Here is a 17,427-nt window from a genome sequence, read left to right as displayed (position 1 = left end):
GGCGACTAGCATCGTGTGAGTGTCAGCCGAACCCACCGAGCCGAATAGGGACGTCCCTCGACGTCCGCGGCGCAGGCGCGGCAATCGGCGCGGCGGATCGACAGCCACCCGGATCGACAGCTCTCATCACAGTGGAGCAGAGCCCCGTCCCCAGCCGAGTCCCCAGCCAGGTCCGGAACCGCAACGCAGCGACGACTCGACCGTCACCGACGCCACCGCGTCGGCCACCGGATCGCGGCGATCGCGCCGCGGACGTCGCCGAAAACCGTCACGCCCCGCCGACCACAGCGTCGAGGCCGCCCGTAGTGAATCCACCGGGGTCGCCGGGACCCATGTTGTCGAAGGTCGGACCGCGCAGGTCAAGCCGTCGGATGTGGGCAAGGTCAAAGCCCCTGCCAAGGTGCCGCCGAACCTGGCCAAACAACGACTTCGCACGGTGCGGGAGACCTCGGCGGGCGGGCTGATGGTGTCGGGCCTCGACGGCCCGCACGAGCAGCGGTGCGCCGCCCTCATCGGGCGGGTCGATCGCCGCGGCCGGATGATGTGGTCGCTGCCGAAAGGTCACATCGAGACGGGGGAGACCGCCGAACAGACGGCGATCCGTGAGGTCGCCGAGGAGACGGGCATCGAGGGCAACGTGGTGGCCCCCCTCGGAAAGATCGACTACTGGTTTGTCAGTGAGGGCAAACGGATCCACAAGACGGTGCACCATTACCTGATGCGCTTCACCGGTGGTGAACTCTCCGACGCCGACTACGAGGTGGCCGAGGTCGCCTGGGTTCCACTCGCCGAGCTCCCTCGTCGACTGACCTATTCGGACGAGCGACGATTGGCGCGCGTCGCAGAGGACGTCATCGCCGAGCTCGTCGCCGACCCCGACCGGATGGCCGAGTCCGAGGCCAAGGGGGCGCGCACCGAACCGAACGCCTACGAGAAGGCCGCGGCCGCGCGGAATCAGAAGCGCAATGAGCCTCCGCCCGCACCGGCGAGGCCTCGCCGCAGACGCCGCCGGGGTCGTCGCGGCGGAGGTGGCGGCACCGAGACCACATCCGAGAACCGCGGGGCCGGCAACAGCGGGGGACCGGCCGCCCATGCACCACCGCCGGAATCCGGCCCGCACGTCGCGACGTGAACGGCCGATCGATGCGAGCGCTGACGATCCTGGTCAGCGTTCTCGCCCTGGTGTTCGGTCCCCTCGCGGTGTCGGCGGTGGCCGCACCCGCCGACGACACCTCGCAGACCGATGACACCTCGCAGACCGGGGAGTTCCTGCGGATCTCGCTCGAGTCGATCGATCCCTCCACAGTCACCACCTCCAGTCCCGGCGTCGTCACCGCCGGCGGGACGCTGACCAACGTCGGGGACCGGCCGGTCCGCAACATCGCCATGCGCCTGCAGCGCGGGGCCGCCATCACCACCAGTGCCGGCCTCGGCGACTCCCTGTCCGCCGACGCGAACAGCTTCGAGACCGTCGGCGACTTCACCGACGTCAGTCAGCAGCTCGGACCCGGGCGGTCGATTCCCTTCTCACTACGAATTGATCTGTCCGTCAATGCTTCTGGTGCGCCCAGCTTCCAGATCGACAAGCCGGGTATCTATCCGGTGCTGGTCAACGTCAACGGCACCCCCGACTTCGGCAACCCGGCACGGCTCGACGACGCGCGAGTACTCCTGCCCGTGGTCGGCCTGCCGCCGAACCCGCTGCGGGCGCAATCCCAGGCCGACGACGACGTCTCGGGCGACCCTGTCGCCGCGCCCATCGGAGCCGACGGTTCGGTGGCCCCGGACATCTCACAACCGGTCGGCATGACCATGCTCTGGCCGATCGCCGCACCGGCGTCGCTCGCGCCGGGGGTCACCGGGGGAGGCGACGAGACCGTCCGGTTGATGGACAACGGTCTCGAGCAGTCACTGGCAGCCGGCGGACGTCTCGATCGACTCGTGGCGACCATGGAGCAGACCCGGACGCGAGATCTGGAGTCGCCGCTGGCGCGCAGTCTGTGTCTGGCGGTGGACCCCGATCTGCTGATCAGCGTGCAGGCGATGACCGGTAGTTATCTGGTCACCACCGACCCGGCCGATCCGACCGGTCCAGCTCGGGAGGGCACCGGATCCGAGGTCGCGGCGGCCTGGCTCGCCCGGCTGCAGGCCCTGGCCACCGGTATGTGCGTGGTGGCCACCTCGTTCGCGCATGTCGACACCACCGCGCTGACCCAGGTCGCCGACTCCGACCTGTCCGACACCGCATTACGAGCACCCGCCGACATCGTCGACCGCATCCTCAACGTGAAGAGTGTGCGTGGCCTGGCGATTCCGGCCTCGGGGGTTCTGGACACCGCAGGCGCCGGACTGATCCGCGACAAGGGCGCGGTGGGCACCGTCGTCGCGGCGTCGAGCGTCAGAAACCTCACCCCCACCTCGACGAACGGCGAATACCCCCTGGGCGAGGACCTCGCCGTCCAGACCTATGACCCGGCGGTGGCAAGCGGCCTGTCGTCTCTCGGTCCGGGTCCGCGGTCGGCCCAGGTCACCCCGACAGCCCAGCGGGCAGGCTGGCTGGCCGGCACCGAACAGGTCCGCCGCCAGAACGCTGTCGCGGCGATGATGTTCTCTGCGCTCGCACCGTCCACACTCGCCGACGACTCCGGGACGGCCGACACGGGCACGCAATCGTCGGACGCGCAGGCCGTGGCCGACCCGATCGCCGAACGCATCGGGCGCGGCGCGGTGCTGATGCCCCCACCCACGTGGTCTGCGTCCGAGGATGACACCCGTGCGGTGTTGTCGGCGATGTCTCTGCTGCTCGGTTCAGACCTCGCGATTCCCCGGCCGCTGGCGGGGATCGCCACCGATCTCACCGCCACCTCGGGTGCGCCCGCGGGTGCTGAGCTGGTGGCCCCACCCGAGACCGCCGTCACCGGTCCCGATCCCCGGGTCATCGCCTCGGTACGCGCCGACCTGCAGCAGACGCGCGACCTGCAGGACTCGATGACGCGCCGCGCGGACGTGCCGATCACCCCGGGTGCCTACCTGGCGCCGCTGCGTGAGGACATGCTGCGGGCGATGGCGTCCGTGGCGCCGCAGGATCAGCAGGCTGCGGCGCGGTCGGCGTCGATGCGCACATCTGCGGTCGGGACAACGCTGATGAACATCCGCAACGGTGTGGGCATCCTCGACCCAGGTGGGCGGTTCACCCTGGCTTCCGAACGCAGCCCGTTGCTCCTGGTGATCCGCAACGATCTGCCCGTGGCGATGCGAACTCGATTGAACGTCTCGGCACCGAGCGGCATGACCGTCGGAGACATGGGTGTGTTGGAGATCCCGCCCAGGGGCACCCGTCAGATCCAGGTCCCGACTCGCGCCGACCGTTCCCGTTCGATCACGGTGGAGATCGGTCTGGTGACCACAGGCGGAGTCCCGTTGGGCGACTCGATCAACCTGTCAGTACATTCCAATGCATATGGTAAACCGCTATTCATCATCACAATCTGCGCCGGCGCACTCCTGGTGTTCTTGTCGGGCAGACGGTTGTGGCATCGATTCCGTGGGGAACCCGATCCAGCCGACCTCGACCGGCCCGAACCCGACGAACGCGATCGTCTGATGGCGGACAGCCGCGCGTTGCACAGTCCACCCGAGCGCGAGCACCACCTCGGCCGACATCACCCTGATCACGACACCGGCGGCGACAGGTCATGACCAACGGTGGAATGCAGCCGCCACCTCCGCGCCGACGGCCCCCGCCCCGGTCTGTGGGGGTCCCGCCCGGTGCACCACGCGACCCCGCACCCGGACCACGCCCGACAGCCGGTGAGCTGGCCTCGGCTGCGTCCGGCAAGATGACGACGTCCACGGCGATCGACCCCGGTGCCCGCGTCCGCGAACAGCCGTCCGACGACAGCGTCCTGCGCACCAGCGGATCCATTGCGCTGGCCACCCTTGTCTCACGCATCACCGGATTCGTACGCACGGTCCTGGTGCTGGCTCTGCTCGGCGCCGCGGTCGCTTCCTCATTCCAGGCCGCCTATGTGCTGCCCAACATGGTCGCCGAGGTGGTCCTCGGTGCCGTCCTCACCGCCATCGTGATCCCGGTCCTGGTACGCGCCGAATCCGAAGATGCGGACGGGGGAGTGGGATTCATCAACCGCATCTTCACCCTCGCGGTGACCGTGCTGGGGGTGGCCACCCTCGCGGCCCTGATCGCTGCGCCCGCGCTCACGATGCTCAACCTCGGTGACGGCAAGGTCAACCGCGACCTCGCCACCGCACTCGCGTTCCTGCTGATGCCCGCCGTGCTGTTCTACGGGTTGTCGGCGCTGTTCATCGCCATCCTGAACATGAAGGGCTTCTTCAAGCCCGGCGCCTGGGCACCCGTGCTCAACAACGTCGTACAGATAGTCACCCTGATCGCCTATGCGGCCGCCCCGGGTGACATCTCGCTGAACCCGGTCAGCATGGGCGACACCAAGCTCCTGATCCTGGGCGTCGGCACCACTCTCGGCGTGATCGCCCAGACCGCGGTCCTGCTCCCAGCCATCCGGCGCAGCGGGGTGAAGCTGAAACTGCAGTGGGGTCTGGACGACAGGTTGCGCAAGTTCGGCAACATGGCGCTTGCCATCGTTCTGTACGTCGCAGTACTGCAGGTCGGTCTGATCGTCACCTATCGCATCGCCTCGAGCGCAACCGAAGCCGGCGTCAGCGTCTACGCGACACACTGGCAGCTCCTCCAGTTGCCCTATGGCGTACTCGGCGTGACCATCCTGACCGCGATCATGCCCCGCCTCTCCCGTAATGCCGCCGCCGACGACACCCACTCGGTGGTCGACGATCTCTCACTGGCCACCCGGTTGACGATGGTCTCGCTGGTGCCGGTCATCGCGTTCATGACGTTCTTCGGGCCGGCCATCGGTGTCGCCGTGTTCAACTTCGGCAAGTTCGACGCCGACACCGCCTCACAGCTCGGCAGCGTGCTCTCGTGGGGCGCGTTCACGATGATCCCGTACGCGATGACACTGGTGCAGCTCCGTGTGTTCTACGCCCGCGAGGACGCCTGGACCCCGACGTACATGGTCATCGGGATCACCGCGGTGAAGGTGGCAGCGTCCTATCTCGGCCCGGTCCTGTTCGACGACCCCGACGCGATCGTCCGGTGGCTGGCCCTGTCCAACGGTCTCGGCTACCTCGTCGGTGCGGTGGTCGGTCACTATCTGCTGCGTAGCAGGCTCGGTGGCGCAAGAATGACCAACGTCGGCCGCACGGTCATCTGGACCATCGTGGTGTCGGTGGCGTGCAGCGCCCTGGTGTGGGCGCTGGCCGAGGTGTCCGGACTGCACCGGCTCAGCACCGACCACGGCAAGATCGGCTCCCTCGCCTATCTCTTGCTCGTCGCGGTCGTCTCCATCGGCCTCACCTACACGGTCCTGACCCTGCTGCGTGTTCCCGACGTGCTCGCAGTGGTGGTCGCAGTCCGGCGGGTCATCGGCCGGTTCATCCCCGCTGTCGCCCCGGCCCCCGAACCCGCCACCGACGGCGCTGCCACCATGACCGTTCAATTCCCGCGGATCTCTGGGGACGAATCGGTTCCGTATTCTGGTCAGGTCGAGGTCATTCAGCGCTTCGACCGGGGAACATCGAGTTGGCAGGCGTATTCGGTCACCAGTGGTGGTGCCGCCGGAATGGGCGTCCGCCAACCCCAAGATCTTCGCTATCGGAGGAGAGGAGCAGGTGCCTTGAACAAACCAGAGCCCGACAGCAAACCGGCCGGGCCGCCCACGCCTGCTGCCGGTTCCACCGCCGTCTCGCCAGAAGACGGTCCCGCCACCAAGGCGATGCCCAGTCAGGCCGGCGCCCGTCAGCCGGCTCCCGAGCAACCGCCGGGCGACCGTCCCGCATCAGGTCCCCCCGGACCTCGCCCACCCGCGGCGGCAGGCGACGGACCCCCACGTCCTCCCGAGGCGCCATTGCCGGGCCTACGGCCACGTCGCGGACCGCGGCTGGTCCCGGGCGCTGCCGTCGCCGGTGGCCGCTACCGTCTGCTGCAGCACCACGGTGGCGCACGCGGACTCCAGTTCTGGCAGGCCCGTGACATCAACCTGGACCGCGATGTCGCCTTGACGTTCGTCGACGCTCTGCAGGTCGCACCACCACCTGACCCGGGCGTGCGTATCGATCCGCGCGATGAGGGTCCGCAGGCGGTGCTCTCGCGCACCCTGCGGCTGGGACGCATCAACTCGCCCGGAATCGCTCGGGTACTCGACGTGGTGCGCGGATCGTCCGGCGGAATCGTTGTCGCCGAATGGGTTCCGAGCTCGTCACTGGCCGATGTCGCCAAGACCAGTCCGTCTCCGGTCGGTGCGGCCCGCGCCGTCCGGGCGCTCGCAGCCGCGGCCGAATCGGCGCATCGCAACGGCGGCGCACTGTCCATCGACCATCCCGAACGCATCCGGATCAGCCAGGACGGCAACGCGTTCGTCGCGTTCCCCGGCACGCTGGCCGACTCCGACAAGTCCACCGACGTCCGTGGTCTCGGTGCCGTCCTGTACGCACTGTTGCTGGCCCGTTGGCCACTCGACGCCGACACCGGTAGGGAACTGGCGACCAACCGCACGTCGAACGAGCCCGTCGGGGGACTGCACCCGGCATCACCCGGACCCGGCGACCTGCCCCGCGAGCCACGCGCCGAGCGTCCCGACGTCCCGTTCGAGATCTCGGCGGTCGCCGCCCGGGCTCTCGAGGGGAACAGCGGGATACGCACCGCGGCAACGGTTCAGCACGTTCTCGACCAGGCAAGCGTGCTGGATCAGAAGACCGATCTCATCGCGCAGGTCCGCGACGACGACGGACCCGGTTCGTCGTCGCGCGCGACGCCGCGCATGCTCGGGACCGGGGGTGACGGTAAGAAGCCACGGTCGGTGCGGATGATGGCGCTGATCGCCGGGGCCGTGCTGCTCACGTTGTTCCTCATCATCGCGATGGTGGTCTGGATCTCGAACTCGGTGGGCGGCAGCAACGACACCCCTGACATCGACAAGATCTTCTCGTCCTCGGCCGGCGCCCCGTCCCCTGGCGCACCCGCGCCTGCCGTCGGGTCGGCCCCGCTCGCGTTGACCGGCGTGACGATGCTCGACTACTCCGATCAGGAGCCGGACAGCCGGACGAACTTGAACAACGTCATCTCGGGCCAGGCCCCGGCATGGCAGACGGACGAGTACCGCGGCGGACCGCGTTTCGGAAACCTCAAACCCGGTCTGGGACTGATGTTCACACTGGACCGCGACGCCACCCTGACCGAGGCCGTCATCCGGACCCCCACACCGGGCCTCCAGGTCCAGATCCGCACCGCCGACGACCCACGCGCCCCGTTCGAGGCCACCACACAGGTCGGGGCAGCGACCCTGGACAACGAGACCACCACCATCCCGATCGCCGGCGCCGGCCCCTCGCGGTACGTCATGGTGTGGCTGACGTCGTTGCCCCGCAACGACAGCGGCCGCTTCCAGGGGTCGGTCGCCCAAGTCACGCTCACCGGTTCCTAGGCCGACAAGGCGGTGACAACCGACGGGCTGCCCGCGGGTGCAGTGCGGTGTGAGGACGGGCTCATCCGTCCTCTGTGGGCCGCACAGACCGGCCTGATGCGCGACTACTACGACAACGAGTGGGGCATGCCGGTCTCCGGCGAGAATGCCCACTTCGAAAGACTTGTGCTGGAAGGCTTTCAGGCCGGCCTGTCGTGGGCGACGATCCTGCGCAAGCGGCCCGCCTTCCGCGAGGTCTTCCGCGATTTCGACGTCGACACCGTCGCCGCGTTCGGCGACCGCGAGGTCGACGCGATGCTGGCCGACGCGCGCATCATCCGCCATCGCGGCAAGATCGAGGCCGCCATCGGGAATGCCAGAGCCACACAGCAATTGCGCGAAGATGGTGGCCTGGTCGACTTCCTGTGGTCGTTCAAACCCGATCGCACCCCTGAGCCCGAGGAGATGGCCGACGTGCCGACCACCTCGGCTGAATCCATCGCGATGTCGAAGGCCCTGCGCGCACGCGGCTTCCGGTTTGTCGGGCCCACCACGATGTTCGCCTTGATGGAGGCCATCGGTATCGTCGACACCCATCTGTTGAGCTCCCACCGACGCGGCAGTTCCGGTATCTGGCCCTGATGGGCCGGCAACCCGAGCTCGTGGGTGTCACTCGCTGGGGCTGCCCAGGTGCTGTCGGACCAGATCCGCGAGATTGCCCGGGTAGATCATCTCGTCGCTCGATTCGATCTCCTCGGGCTTCCACCACCGATGGCCGAGTATCGAGCTGCGCTCCAAATCCGTCCAGCCCGCCGAGTGGGGCTCGAACGTTCCCACATGCGCCACGAAGTAGGTCTCCACCTGATGGATCGGCTCGCCCCCGAAGACGATGTCGAACTCGCGGGCATAGACGGGCGCCGACATCTCGGCGACCTGCAAGCCGGTCTCCTCGTACACCTCACGGCGCGCCGCCTGTTCATCGGTCTCATCGCCTTCTCGGCCGCCACCAGGGGTGAACCACCACGGCCCGGCCGACGGGTTCTGTGGATCCACACCCCGGAACAGCAGCGTGCGGCCCTCCTCGTCGATGAGGATGATGCGGGCGGCGCGACGCAGCCGGCGAACGATCTTCACAGCTCTCCACCTCTCAGGCGGCTCCCAGCGTGCCAGACCGGTCCAGGTGCCGCGACATCCGCGCGACCGCAGCTGTTCACCCTGCCGCGGCGGCACGGGCCCCGGCTGGCAGTTTCAGACTGTTTGGCTACTGTGGACACCGCGGCGGTCACCTGATCACCGCACCACTCCACGCCAGCAGTCTCCTCCAGCGCCAATCCGATCGGAAGCGAGAGACCGATGATGGCTCGGACGGCCGAGTATCCCCGGCCCAACCACTGCATCGTGCACGTCAGCGACACCCACCTCATCGACGGCGACGGCGATCTCTACGGGGGAGTGGACAGCACCTCACGCCTTCGTCAGATACTCACCGAACTCACCGGTTCCGGATCGAGGATCGATGCGCTGGTCTTCACCGGCGACCTCGCCGACAAGGGTGATTCGCGCGCCTACGACACCCTCCGGACGATGGTCCAGCCTGTCGCCGACGACCTCGGAGCCCAGTTGATCTGGGCGATGGGCAATCACGACGACCGCGCGAACTTCCGGGTGAAACTGCTCGACCAGGAGCCCTCGACCGCAGCGGTCGACGCGGTGTACGACATCGACGGTCTGCGGATCGTCACCCTCGACACAACCGTTCCCGGGCTCCACCACGGCGAGATCGCCGACGAACAACTCGATTGGCTGGCAGGGGTTCTCGCCACCCCCGCCGACTTCGGGACCATTCTCGCAATGCACCACCCCCCGGTACCCTGTGTGCTCGACCTGGCTGTCCTGGTGGAGTTACACGGCCAGGATCGTCTCGCAGATGTGTTGCGCGGCAGCGATGTACGGTCAATCATCGCCGGACACCTGCACTACTCCACCACCGCCACCTTCGCGGGCATCCCGGTATCGGTGGCCGCAGCCACCTGCTACAACCAAGATCTCAATGTCCCTGCCGGCGCCATGCGCGGCCGCGACGGAGGCCAAGGTTACAACCTGGTGCATGTCTACGACACCACCATCGTCCACTCAGCGGTGCCGATCGGTACGTATGAGACTGTCGGAGAGTATGTTTCGCCGGCCGAGAGCGCTCGCCGATTGGCCGAGGCAGGGATTGTCATCGCCGACGGCCGCAGAGCCGATTCGGTCAGCCGCGTCTGAGCGGACGTGTGGCCGACTACGCGAAAGACGATGACGCCGCGGCAGTCTCCCACGGGGCGACGATGGGGAAGTAGCGGTCGAGGAAGCTCGTGACCGTCTGCGTCCGCAGTTCGAGGTCGACCTCCGGAACGCTGCCGTCGTTGAGGCAGAAGAAGTCCACCGCACGCTTGGGGAGCATCTTTTCCATGTCCTTGAGCCCGGCGTACTCCGTGGTGTCGATGTAGCGCACCTTCGCGTCCTTCTGCACCACCGCACGCCCGGTCATCAACGCGTAATAGTGGTAGAGCGAGTTGGTCACCGAGATGTTGCTGCTCGACCGGAACGCACTCGCCGCGGTGGCGGCGAACTCCGCGGGGAACTCCCTCTCCATCTCTTCGAGCACACTCTTGCGCAGAGGGGTGGCGGCATGTTCGAGGTGCCGAGTTGTCATGAGCCCGAACCGATCCTGCAACAACCGGCGGTTCACCCTCGCCGCATTCTCGAACCCGCTGCGGTCCTGGTCGCTGTATCCGAGACCGATGCGTGTGGTTGCCTCGATGAACATGCTCACGCCGCCGGAGGAGAAGAACGCCTCAGGGCTGACCGGCCGGCCGAAGAACATGTCGTCGTTCGAGTACAGGAAATGCTCCGACAACCCCGGTATACGGTGCAGCTGGCATTCCACGGCCTGCGAATTGTGTGTCGGCAGAACCGATGTGTCGGCGAAGAACTCCTCGCTCGGCACGAAGGTCACCCGCGGGTCGTCGGCCAGCCAGGACGGCCGCTCGGAGTCGGTGGCCACGAAGATGCGGCGTACCCAGGGTGCGTACATGTACACCGACCGCAACGCGTACTTCAGCTCGTCGATCTGCCGGTACCGCGCGGCCGACGCATCCCCTTCTCCGACAACGTAGTTCTGCATGCGCTTGGCGCGCTGGGCCTGGAACTCGGCCGACGAACCGTCGACCCAGGAGAAGACGATGTCGATGTCGAAGTTGATGTCGGAGGCGTGGCCGGCAAACATGTTCTCGATGGTCGGCCATGTCTTGCCGAACTTCTCCACCGTTCCGCGCACCGCTTCTTCTTTGCGGATCGTGCGACGGGTGAGCGAATTCTCGATCGGGAGAATGATTTCCGACGGCGTGAACGACCACAGCTCCACCTGTACAGCCGTGGATGCGCCGTAATGCAAGCCGCTGCCGGGTTCCACCCGTGGCCGGTAGAGCCGGAAGATCCGCGCCTTGGACGACGCCGACAGACGTCCGTCGCCGACGAAGACTGCCTTACCGCGTTCTGCGTCAACGGTTTTCGAGTAGAACGGTTCGCGTTCGCAAGCATCCGCGAGAGCTCGTGTCATCGCTTTGCGGTTGGTCCATGCCACCGCGATCACCGGACGTTCGTCGTTCCCGCGCACAAGCAGGTATTCGATCTGCGCGTCGTCGAGGACATCGCGGATGAACAGCAGATCCTCGACCATCGCCTGGTGAGGTGTGGTCGAGGTGATGGTCAGCGCGTATCGACCCTCGAACCCGACGACGTCGGGCCGCTCCCGGAGCCGCGCGACCGAAGCCGGTGACTCACGAAGGACGGCCTCCGGTTTGTCGAGCTCCGGAGGAACGAGGTAGATCTCATGTGGCGCAGACGACAGAGTGATGTGGCGATCCTTCCGGGGAGCACAGCCGAGAATTCCCCGCCGATCGGTCAAGTCTAATGCTCTCCCCGGTCAACCCCGTCCGCTGCTCGGTACGGTGGACCATCAGCGCCGGTCACGGCCTTTTTTGACGGGTTGTCATACAAACAGATGCACTTGCATCTGGTCTCGCACGCGACATTGTGGTCCATTAGTCTCACTCCCATGGCCAAATGGGGGAGGGCCGGCGGTGACGTGCGGACCGATGGGGAATTGCTTGCAGCGCATGTGCAGGGGGACAGGGATGCGTTCGCGGTTCTGATCACCCGCCATCAGAGCTATCTATGGGCAGTTGCCCGCCGCACCTCGCATTCCGACGAAGACGCCGCCGACGCATTGCAAGAAGCCCTCCTCAACGCCCACCGCATGGCCCATCGGTTCCGCGCCGACGCCAAGGTCACATCGTGGCTGCATCGTATTGTCGTCAACGCATGCCTGGATCGTATCCGCCGCAACAAATCTCGGCAGACCGTTCCTCTACCCGAGTTCGACATCGCACAACTCGCCGATCCCCATGACCGCACCGGCACCGTCGACCTGTCCATGTCGATCGGCCGTGCGCTCGACTCTCTGCCTCCCGAGCAGCGTGCGGCGATCGTTGCCATCGATGTCGAGGGTTACTCGGTGGCGGAGGCGTCCGAACTCCTCGGGGTTCCCTCCGGGACCATCAAGAGTCGCTGCGCTCGCGGCCGCGCGAAGCTGGCGGTACTGCTGGGACACCTGCGTGACACTGCCGACGAGGCCCAGGGGTAGTCGCCCTTCACCATTCAGGCCACGTCTTCCACGCTGAGTTGATCCGGACCGTCTGTGGCATCCGCGCGAGACCGTGCGGTCTACTGGTCCGATGGGCTTCACACGCGCCGAACTCGAGTCGTATCGCGATGCCGTCGTCCCCGATCTCATCGGGCCCGACTGCAAATTGTTGTTCGTCGGGATCAATCCTGGCCTCTGGACAGCGGCGACCGGCGCACACTTCGCCCGGCGCGGCAATCGCTTCTATCCGGCTCTGTGGCGAGCCGGGATCGTCGACCGATTGATCGATGCGTCGGCGGGTATGAGCGATGACGATCGGGCCCTGTTGCTCGACCGGGGGATAGGCATCACCAACGTGGTCCCGAGGGCGTCTGCACGGGCCGACGAACTGACCACCGAAGAACTGGTCGAGGGCGGCCGCAAGCTGATCGAGACGGTCACCCGCGTGCACCCGAAGGTCATCGCGGTCGCGGGAATCACGGCCTACCGCACGGCTTTTGGGGACCGGAAGGCAACTGCCGGACGTCAGGACCGTACGATCGGCGACACGGTGGTGTGGGTTGTTCCCAACCCGAGTGGTCTCAACGCACACCACACCGTCGACACCCTTGCGGAGGCCTATCGGGCCGCGGCGGTGGAGGCGGGCGTGGTCCAGGAAAGTCGGCAATAAAAGACAGTGTGTCGAGGGAACCGTTGCGAAGAAACTGGCGTCCTAGCTTTCACATCAAGAAAACGAGGGAAACTGGGGTTCGAACGATGTTCGGAATCGGCAATCGGCACCACACTGACCGCGAGCTGCCAGAACCGCCGTACCCGCTGGACATGATCGCCGACCTCCACGCCGGCGTCTATCCCGACGAGGTGGCCGATGCCTTGCGCGCAAAGGTATTCGACGACCCGGATTCGATGACCATCTGGAAAGCGCTGGACGCCACCACCGGCGAATTGGCTTCTACGCCGGTCGTCGAGGAGCCGCTGCCCGCCTACGCGCAGCACAAGCTCGACCAAGCGCTCCACATGATGGCCGCTGACCATCACGACCCACCTACGGAGGCTGTCACCCCACTGAGGCGGCATCGTGGTGCCATTCTGCTATCTGCTGTTGCCGCGGCGGCAGCAGTGGCTGCGATCGCGGTCGCGACCACCTTTGCCTTCAGCGGACGCTCCGAACCCGCAATCGCCGAACAGAACGCTCCCACCCCCACTTCGATTGCCGCGCCTTCGGATGCCACCCTGCTCAGCGCGCTCGGCCAGTCCGCCGACACCGCATTCGGCGACCTCGCCCAGCGCGACCGATGTCTGGCGGCCAATGAGATAGAACCGGCCACTCCGGTGTTGGGTACAAGCTCAATTCAAGCCGGTGGCGGCCCTGCGGTGGTGATATTGCTCAGCACGGGTATGGCGGGACGGTTCGATGCGCTGGTGGTCGGGGCCGACTGCGACACGGCCAACCCGGCGACGCTCAGTCGCACCACCATCGGCAACAAGTGACGCCACGGCAACTGCCGCGATGAGTCCCACCGGCAGCACCGCCAGATGTCCCGTTCCCACCGACCACACCACCGGTCCCGTCGCTGCTGCGGCTGCTGTCCAGACGCCCGCCCGCACGCCTGACATTGTGCGAAAGCCGAGGTCGTAGGTGTGTCGCCGGGTCGGCGGCACCAGATGCATCAAGGCCGTCGCAAGCAGGATCGACCCGATCAGGTCGCTGGGCCGGTGCCATCCCCAGACCATCAGGTCCTGACCGACAAGCGTCAACCAACCGACTCCGAGGATGGCCAACACCGGGGCCACCCGTCTCGGAGCCGCTCGTACGATGCCGGCCACACATCCGGCAGCTGCAGCGGCGTGCCCACTCGGGAAGGTGTTCGACAGCCAGCCGAGTCCGACGAAGTCGGGGCGCAGCAGCACCTCGTCCCGCAGGAACTGAGCCAGCAGGATCCCGGCGATCGGCAACAGCAGCAGAGGCAGCACACTCCCGCGCCGCCCCGCGACAATGCCCAGACCGATGATCAGGGCCGCTGCAACCGTCCACAGTCGGTAGTCGGTGATTGACCCCAGACCGACCATGTGGGGCAGGTCAGCACTCGCCCCGGTGCCGCGGAGGGTCAAGTAGGCCCGCTGGTCGAGATATTGACCCCACTGGCTACGGACGGCCAGTAGGTATACGGCGCCCATGGCAATCGTCAGCGTCGCCGCCCAGGCCAGCGGAGGCCACGTGGAGAGTCGCGAGGGTCGCAAGAGCATGGCTCCATCGTGCCGAACATTTCTGTGAGCTCTCACAGGGTCTGCGGATCTGTTTCGGGAACAGATCCCTTTAGGCTGGTGTTGTCCATCGCGGGTGAAGAAAACGTCAAGGCTTCGCTGACAGCGGAGCCCACCGCCTCGCCCCGACAGGCCACGAGCCCAGGTTGAACCACCGTAAGGAAGTAGAGCACCGATGACCTCAGCAGGTACCGAGACCGTCCACGACGTGATCATCATCGGATCAGGACCGGCCGGATACACAGCAGCCGTGTATGCCGCACGTGCCGAACTCTCTCCGGTGGTCTTCGAGGGCACCCAGTTCGGTGGAGCGTTGATGACCACCACCGAGGTGGAGAACTTCCCGGGGTTCCAGAAGGGGATCCAGGGTCCCGAACTCATGGACGAGATGCGTGAGCAGGCCATTCGGTTCGGTGCTGATCTGCGCATGGAAGACGTGGATGCGGTCCGCCTCACCGGCGAGATCAAAGAGGTCGACGCCGGCGGCGAGACCCACCGGGCGAAAGCCGTCATCTTGGCCATGGGCGCCGCAGCCCGCTACCTCGACATCCCCGGAGAGCAGGACCTGCTCGGCCGAGGTGTGTCGGCGTGTGCCACCTGTGATGGCTTCTTCTTCCGTGACCAGGACATCGCCGTCATCGGCGGCGGTGACTCCGCCATGGAGGAGGCGACCTTCCTCACCAAGTTCGCACGCAGTGTCACCGTCATCCATCGCCGCGAGGAGTTCCGTGCCTCACGGATCATGCTCGAGCGTGCCCGCGCGAACGACAAGATCCGCTTTGTGACCAACGCGACCATCGGCCGCGTTCTCGGCGAGACGTCGGTCACCGGCCTGGACTTGGTGGACACCGTCACCGGCGCCACCTCGCAGATCGATGCCACCGGCATGTTCGTGGCCATCGGCCATGACCCACGCAGCGCGCTGGTCAAAGACCAGGTCGACCTCGATCCGGACGGCTACGTGCGGGTTCAGGGCCGCACCACGTACACCTCGCTGCCCGGCGTATTCGCCGCCGGCGACCTGGTGGACCACACCTACCGTCAGGCCATCACGGCCGCCGGCTCGGGTTGTGCTGCCGCCATCGACGCCGAGCGCTGGCTGGCCGACCAGAACGACATCAGCCCGCTCGAGGTCCCCGAGGCGGCCGGCGTTCAGGCCTGACCGCTCGAACCGACCGGTTCGACCGAACCGGCCCCCACAGACGAACCAAAGGAGATCAAAATGGGTGCAAACACCGTTGCAGTGACAGATGCCACATTCAAGGAGGAAGTGCTCGGTGCCGGCAAGCCGGTACTGGTCGACTTCTGGGCCACCTGGTGCGGACCTTGCAAGATGGTCGCTCCGGTGCTCGAGGAGATCGCCGGAGAGAACTCCGACAAGCTCACCGTCGCCAAGCTCGACGTTGACCAGAACCCAAATGTCGCAAGGGATTTCCAGATCATGTCGATCCCCACGATGATCCTTTTCGAAGACGGCAAGCCCACCAAGACCATCGTCGGTGCGAAGGGCAAAGCTGCGCTTCTCCGCGAACTCGACGGTGTTCTCGGCAAGTAGTCGTCCCTGATCAGCAGCCCCCTCGCCAGCGGTCACGTACCAGTACTGAGATGATTACGGTCATCAAATTGGTACGTGACCGTATTGGCTCTGACGGCGGATTGCTGAGACACTCGTAGCTGACTCGAAGCCCTGCGCTCCGAAAACCACGCCGAGCGCGGTACCCCTGTGCCGCCGACGCCCGAGTTGACGCCAGAAGGGAAGGCCCCGTGACGCCGTTGTTCCGGTTGGGAGATCACGGCTCGGCTGTGGCCGAAATTCGTGGCATTCTCACGGGACAAGGTCTGCTGAACGACGCCCCGTCACCGTCCAGCCGGCTTGTCGATCCGAACGGCTGGGCACAACCCGAAGCCGTCTTCGACCTCGCAACCGACCACGCGGTCCGGGCGTTCCAGCAGCAACGCGGCCTGATCGTCGACGGTGTTGTCGGGCCCGCGACGTTCCGGGCCCTCCGCGAGGCCTCTTACCGCCTGGGTGCGCGAGTGCTCTCGTACCAGCTCTCAGCTCCCATGCACGGCGACGACGTCGCCACTCTGCAGGCGCGCCTGCAAAACCTCGGTTACTACACCGGCTTGGTCGACGGGTTCTTCGGTGCGGACACCTACAACGCGCTGTGCAGCTACCAGTCCGAGTTCGGACTCAGTTCGGACGGTATCTGTGGCCCCGCGACCCTTCGTTCGCTCGAGCTACTGGGTACCCGTGTCACCGGTGGATCACCACACGCGATCCGCGAAGAAGAACACGTCCGCCGACTCGGCCCCCAGCTGTCCGGCAAACGGATCGTCATCGACCCGGGTTCCGGCGGATCGCACCCCGGCACCGACCCCGCCACGGCAAAGATCGAAGAAGAGATCCTGTGGGACCTCGCCCGCAGGCTCGAAGGCAGAATGATCGCCGCCGGCATGGAGACCTTCTTCTCGCGCGCGCAAGGCGAGGACCCCACCGATGAGGAGCGCGCCGAGACCGCCAACGCGATCGGTGCCGATCTACTTCTCGCGCTACGGTGCGCCCACTATCCGAACGACCGCGCCAGTGGCGTCGCGACGTTCTATTTCGGTACGCCGCATGGCTCTTCGTCCACCATCGGCCGATCGCTCGCCGGGTTCATCCAGCGTGAGATCGTCGCCCGCACCCATCTGCGCGACTGCCGGTGGCACGAGCGCACGTGGGACATCATGCGACGCACACGAATGCCCGCCGTGCAGCTCGACGTCGGCTACATCAGCAACCTCCACGATGCGACCGAGCTGAGTGACCCGGCAGTGCGCGACACCATCGCCGAGGCCATCTTGGTTGCCGTCAAACGGTTGTACCTTCTGGGGCGCGATGATCAGCCGACCGGCACATACACTTTCGCCGAGTTGCTCGCCTCAGAAGAACTCGCCCGCTGACCTCCCGCCGGTAAC

Annotated in this window: 13 protein-coding genes and 1 pseudogene; 11 read left to right on the top strand and 3 right to left on the bottom strand. The window is 66.4% G+C overall.

Translation table 11 applies throughout. From position 1 onward, the window contains the following. Positions 1-19 precede the first annotated feature (19 nt). The 4 genes from WIMU1_RS07275 to WIMU1_RS07260 are packed head-to-tail and all read left to right on the top strand — an operon-like array spanning position 20 to position 8,156. Entirely contained in the window at positions 20-1,132 is a 1,113-nt protein-coding gene (locus WIMU1_RS07275; protein ID WP_084248087.1) for an NUDIX hydrolase, read from the top strand. Then, positions 1,129-3,699 (top strand): DUF6049 family protein, encoded by a 2,571-nt coding sequence (locus WIMU1_RS07270; RefSeq protein ID WP_120802907.1) that lies wholly within the window; start codon positions 1,129-1,131, stop codon positions 3,697-3,699. Before WIMU1_RS07275 ends, WIMU1_RS07270 begins: the two co-directional genes overlap by 4 nt. Beyond that, on the top strand, positions 3,696-7,535 hold the full coding sequence (gene murJ / locus WIMU1_RS07265) for a murein biosynthesis integral membrane protein MurJ (protein ID WP_371850286.1): 3,840 nt from the start codon (positions 3,696-3,698) through the stop codon (positions 7,533-7,535). Before WIMU1_RS07270 ends, murJ begins: the two co-directional genes overlap by 4 nt. Positions 7,536-7,547: 12 nt before the next feature. Then, the gene (locus tag WIMU1_RS07260; RefSeq protein WP_062796100.1) at positions 7,548-8,156 is read left to right on the top strand and encodes a DNA-3-methyladenine glycosylase I; all 609 of its coding nucleotides are present in this window, start codon (positions 7,548-7,550) and stop codon (positions 8,154-8,156) included. Positions 8,157-8,183: 27 nt separating this feature from the next. On the opposite strand, the gene WIMU1_RS07255 is transcribed toward WIMU1_RS07260, so the two are convergent. Then, on the bottom strand, positions 8,184-8,648 hold the full coding sequence (locus WIMU1_RS07255) for an NUDIX hydrolase (RefSeq protein ID WP_062796098.1): 465 nt from the start codon (positions 8,646-8,648) through the stop codon (positions 8,184-8,186). A 219-nt stretch (positions 8,649-8,867) separates the two neighbouring features. Between WIMU1_RS07255 and WIMU1_RS07250 the strand changes: the two genes are divergently transcribed. Further along, entirely contained in the window at positions 8,868-9,779 is a 912-nt protein-coding gene (locus WIMU1_RS07250; RefSeq protein WP_062796096.1) for a phosphodiesterase, read from the top strand. Positions 9,780-9,795: 16 nt separating this feature from the next. On the opposite strand, the gene WIMU1_RS07245 is transcribed toward WIMU1_RS07250, so the two are convergent. Then, positions 9,796-11,235 (bottom strand): stealth family protein, encoded by a 1,440-nt coding sequence (locus WIMU1_RS07245; RefSeq protein ID WP_062797397.1) that lies wholly within the window; start codon positions 11,233-11,235, stop codon positions 9,796-9,798. A 378-nt stretch (positions 11,236-11,613) separates the two neighbouring features. Between WIMU1_RS07245 and sigM the strand changes: the two genes are divergently transcribed. The 3 genes from sigM to WIMU1_RS26995 all read left to right on the top strand — a co-directional run bounded on the left by sigM (position 11,614) and on the right by WIMU1_RS26995 (position 13,692). Then, positions 11,614-12,201: an RNA polymerase sigma factor SigM gene (sigM, locus tag WIMU1_RS07240; RefSeq protein ID WP_031331106.1), complete on the top strand. Its 588-nt coding sequence runs from the start codon at positions 11,614-11,616 to the stop codon at positions 12,199-12,201. Positions 12,202-12,292: 91 nt separating this feature from the next. After that, positions 12,293-12,871 carry a G/U mismatch-specific DNA glycosylase gene (gene mug, locus WIMU1_RS07235; protein WP_062796094.1) on the top strand — a complete coding sequence of 193 codons (579 nt, stop codon included), beginning with the start codon at positions 12,293-12,295 and terminating at the stop codon, positions 12,869-12,871. An 86-nt stretch (positions 12,872-12,957) separates the two neighbouring features. Next, positions 12,958-13,692 carry an RsmA family anti-sigma factor gene (locus WIMU1_RS26995; RefSeq protein ID WP_062796092.1) on the top strand — a complete coding sequence of 245 codons (735 nt, stop codon included), beginning with the start codon at positions 12,958-12,960 and terminating at the stop codon, positions 13,690-13,692. 180 nt (positions 13,693-13,872) lie between these two features. Here the strand turns inward: WIMU1_RS26995 and WIMU1_RS26990 are convergent. Further along, positions 13,873-14,271, bottom strand: a pseudogene (locus WIMU1_RS26990) (phosphatase PAP2 family protein); the annotation flags it as partial. A 370-nt stretch (positions 14,272-14,641) separates the two neighbouring features. Here WIMU1_RS26990 and trxB point away from each other — a divergent pair. The 3 genes from trxB (at position 14,642) to WIMU1_RS07210 (ending at position 17,412) form a co-directional block, all read left to right on the top strand. Beyond that, on the top strand, positions 14,642-15,628 hold the full coding sequence (gene trxB, locus WIMU1_RS07220; protein ID WP_062796088.1) for a thioredoxin-disulfide reductase: 987 nt from the start codon (positions 14,642-14,644) through the stop codon (positions 15,626-15,628). A gap of 60 nt (positions 15,629-15,688) precedes the next feature. Continuing rightward, positions 15,689-16,021 carry a thioredoxin gene (trxA, locus tag WIMU1_RS07215; protein WP_023954118.1) on the top strand — a complete coding sequence of 111 codons (333 nt, stop codon included), beginning with the start codon at positions 15,689-15,691 and terminating at the stop codon, positions 16,019-16,021. Between the two features lie 209 nt (positions 16,022-16,230). Then, positions 16,231-17,412, top strand: a complete 1,182-nt coding sequence (locus tag WIMU1_RS07210; protein WP_084248084.1) for an N-acetylmuramoyl-L-alanine amidase — start codon at positions 16,231-16,233, stop codon at positions 17,410-17,412. Positions 17,413-17,427 lie beyond the last annotated feature (15 nt).

It is taken from the genome of Williamsia muralis NBRC 105860 (assembly GCF_001598915.1).
Classification (GTDB): domain Bacteria; phylum Actinomycetota; class Actinomycetes; order Mycobacteriales; family Mycobacteriaceae; genus Williamsia; species Williamsia muralis.
This window is presented reverse-complemented; position numbering and strand designations above follow the sequence as displayed.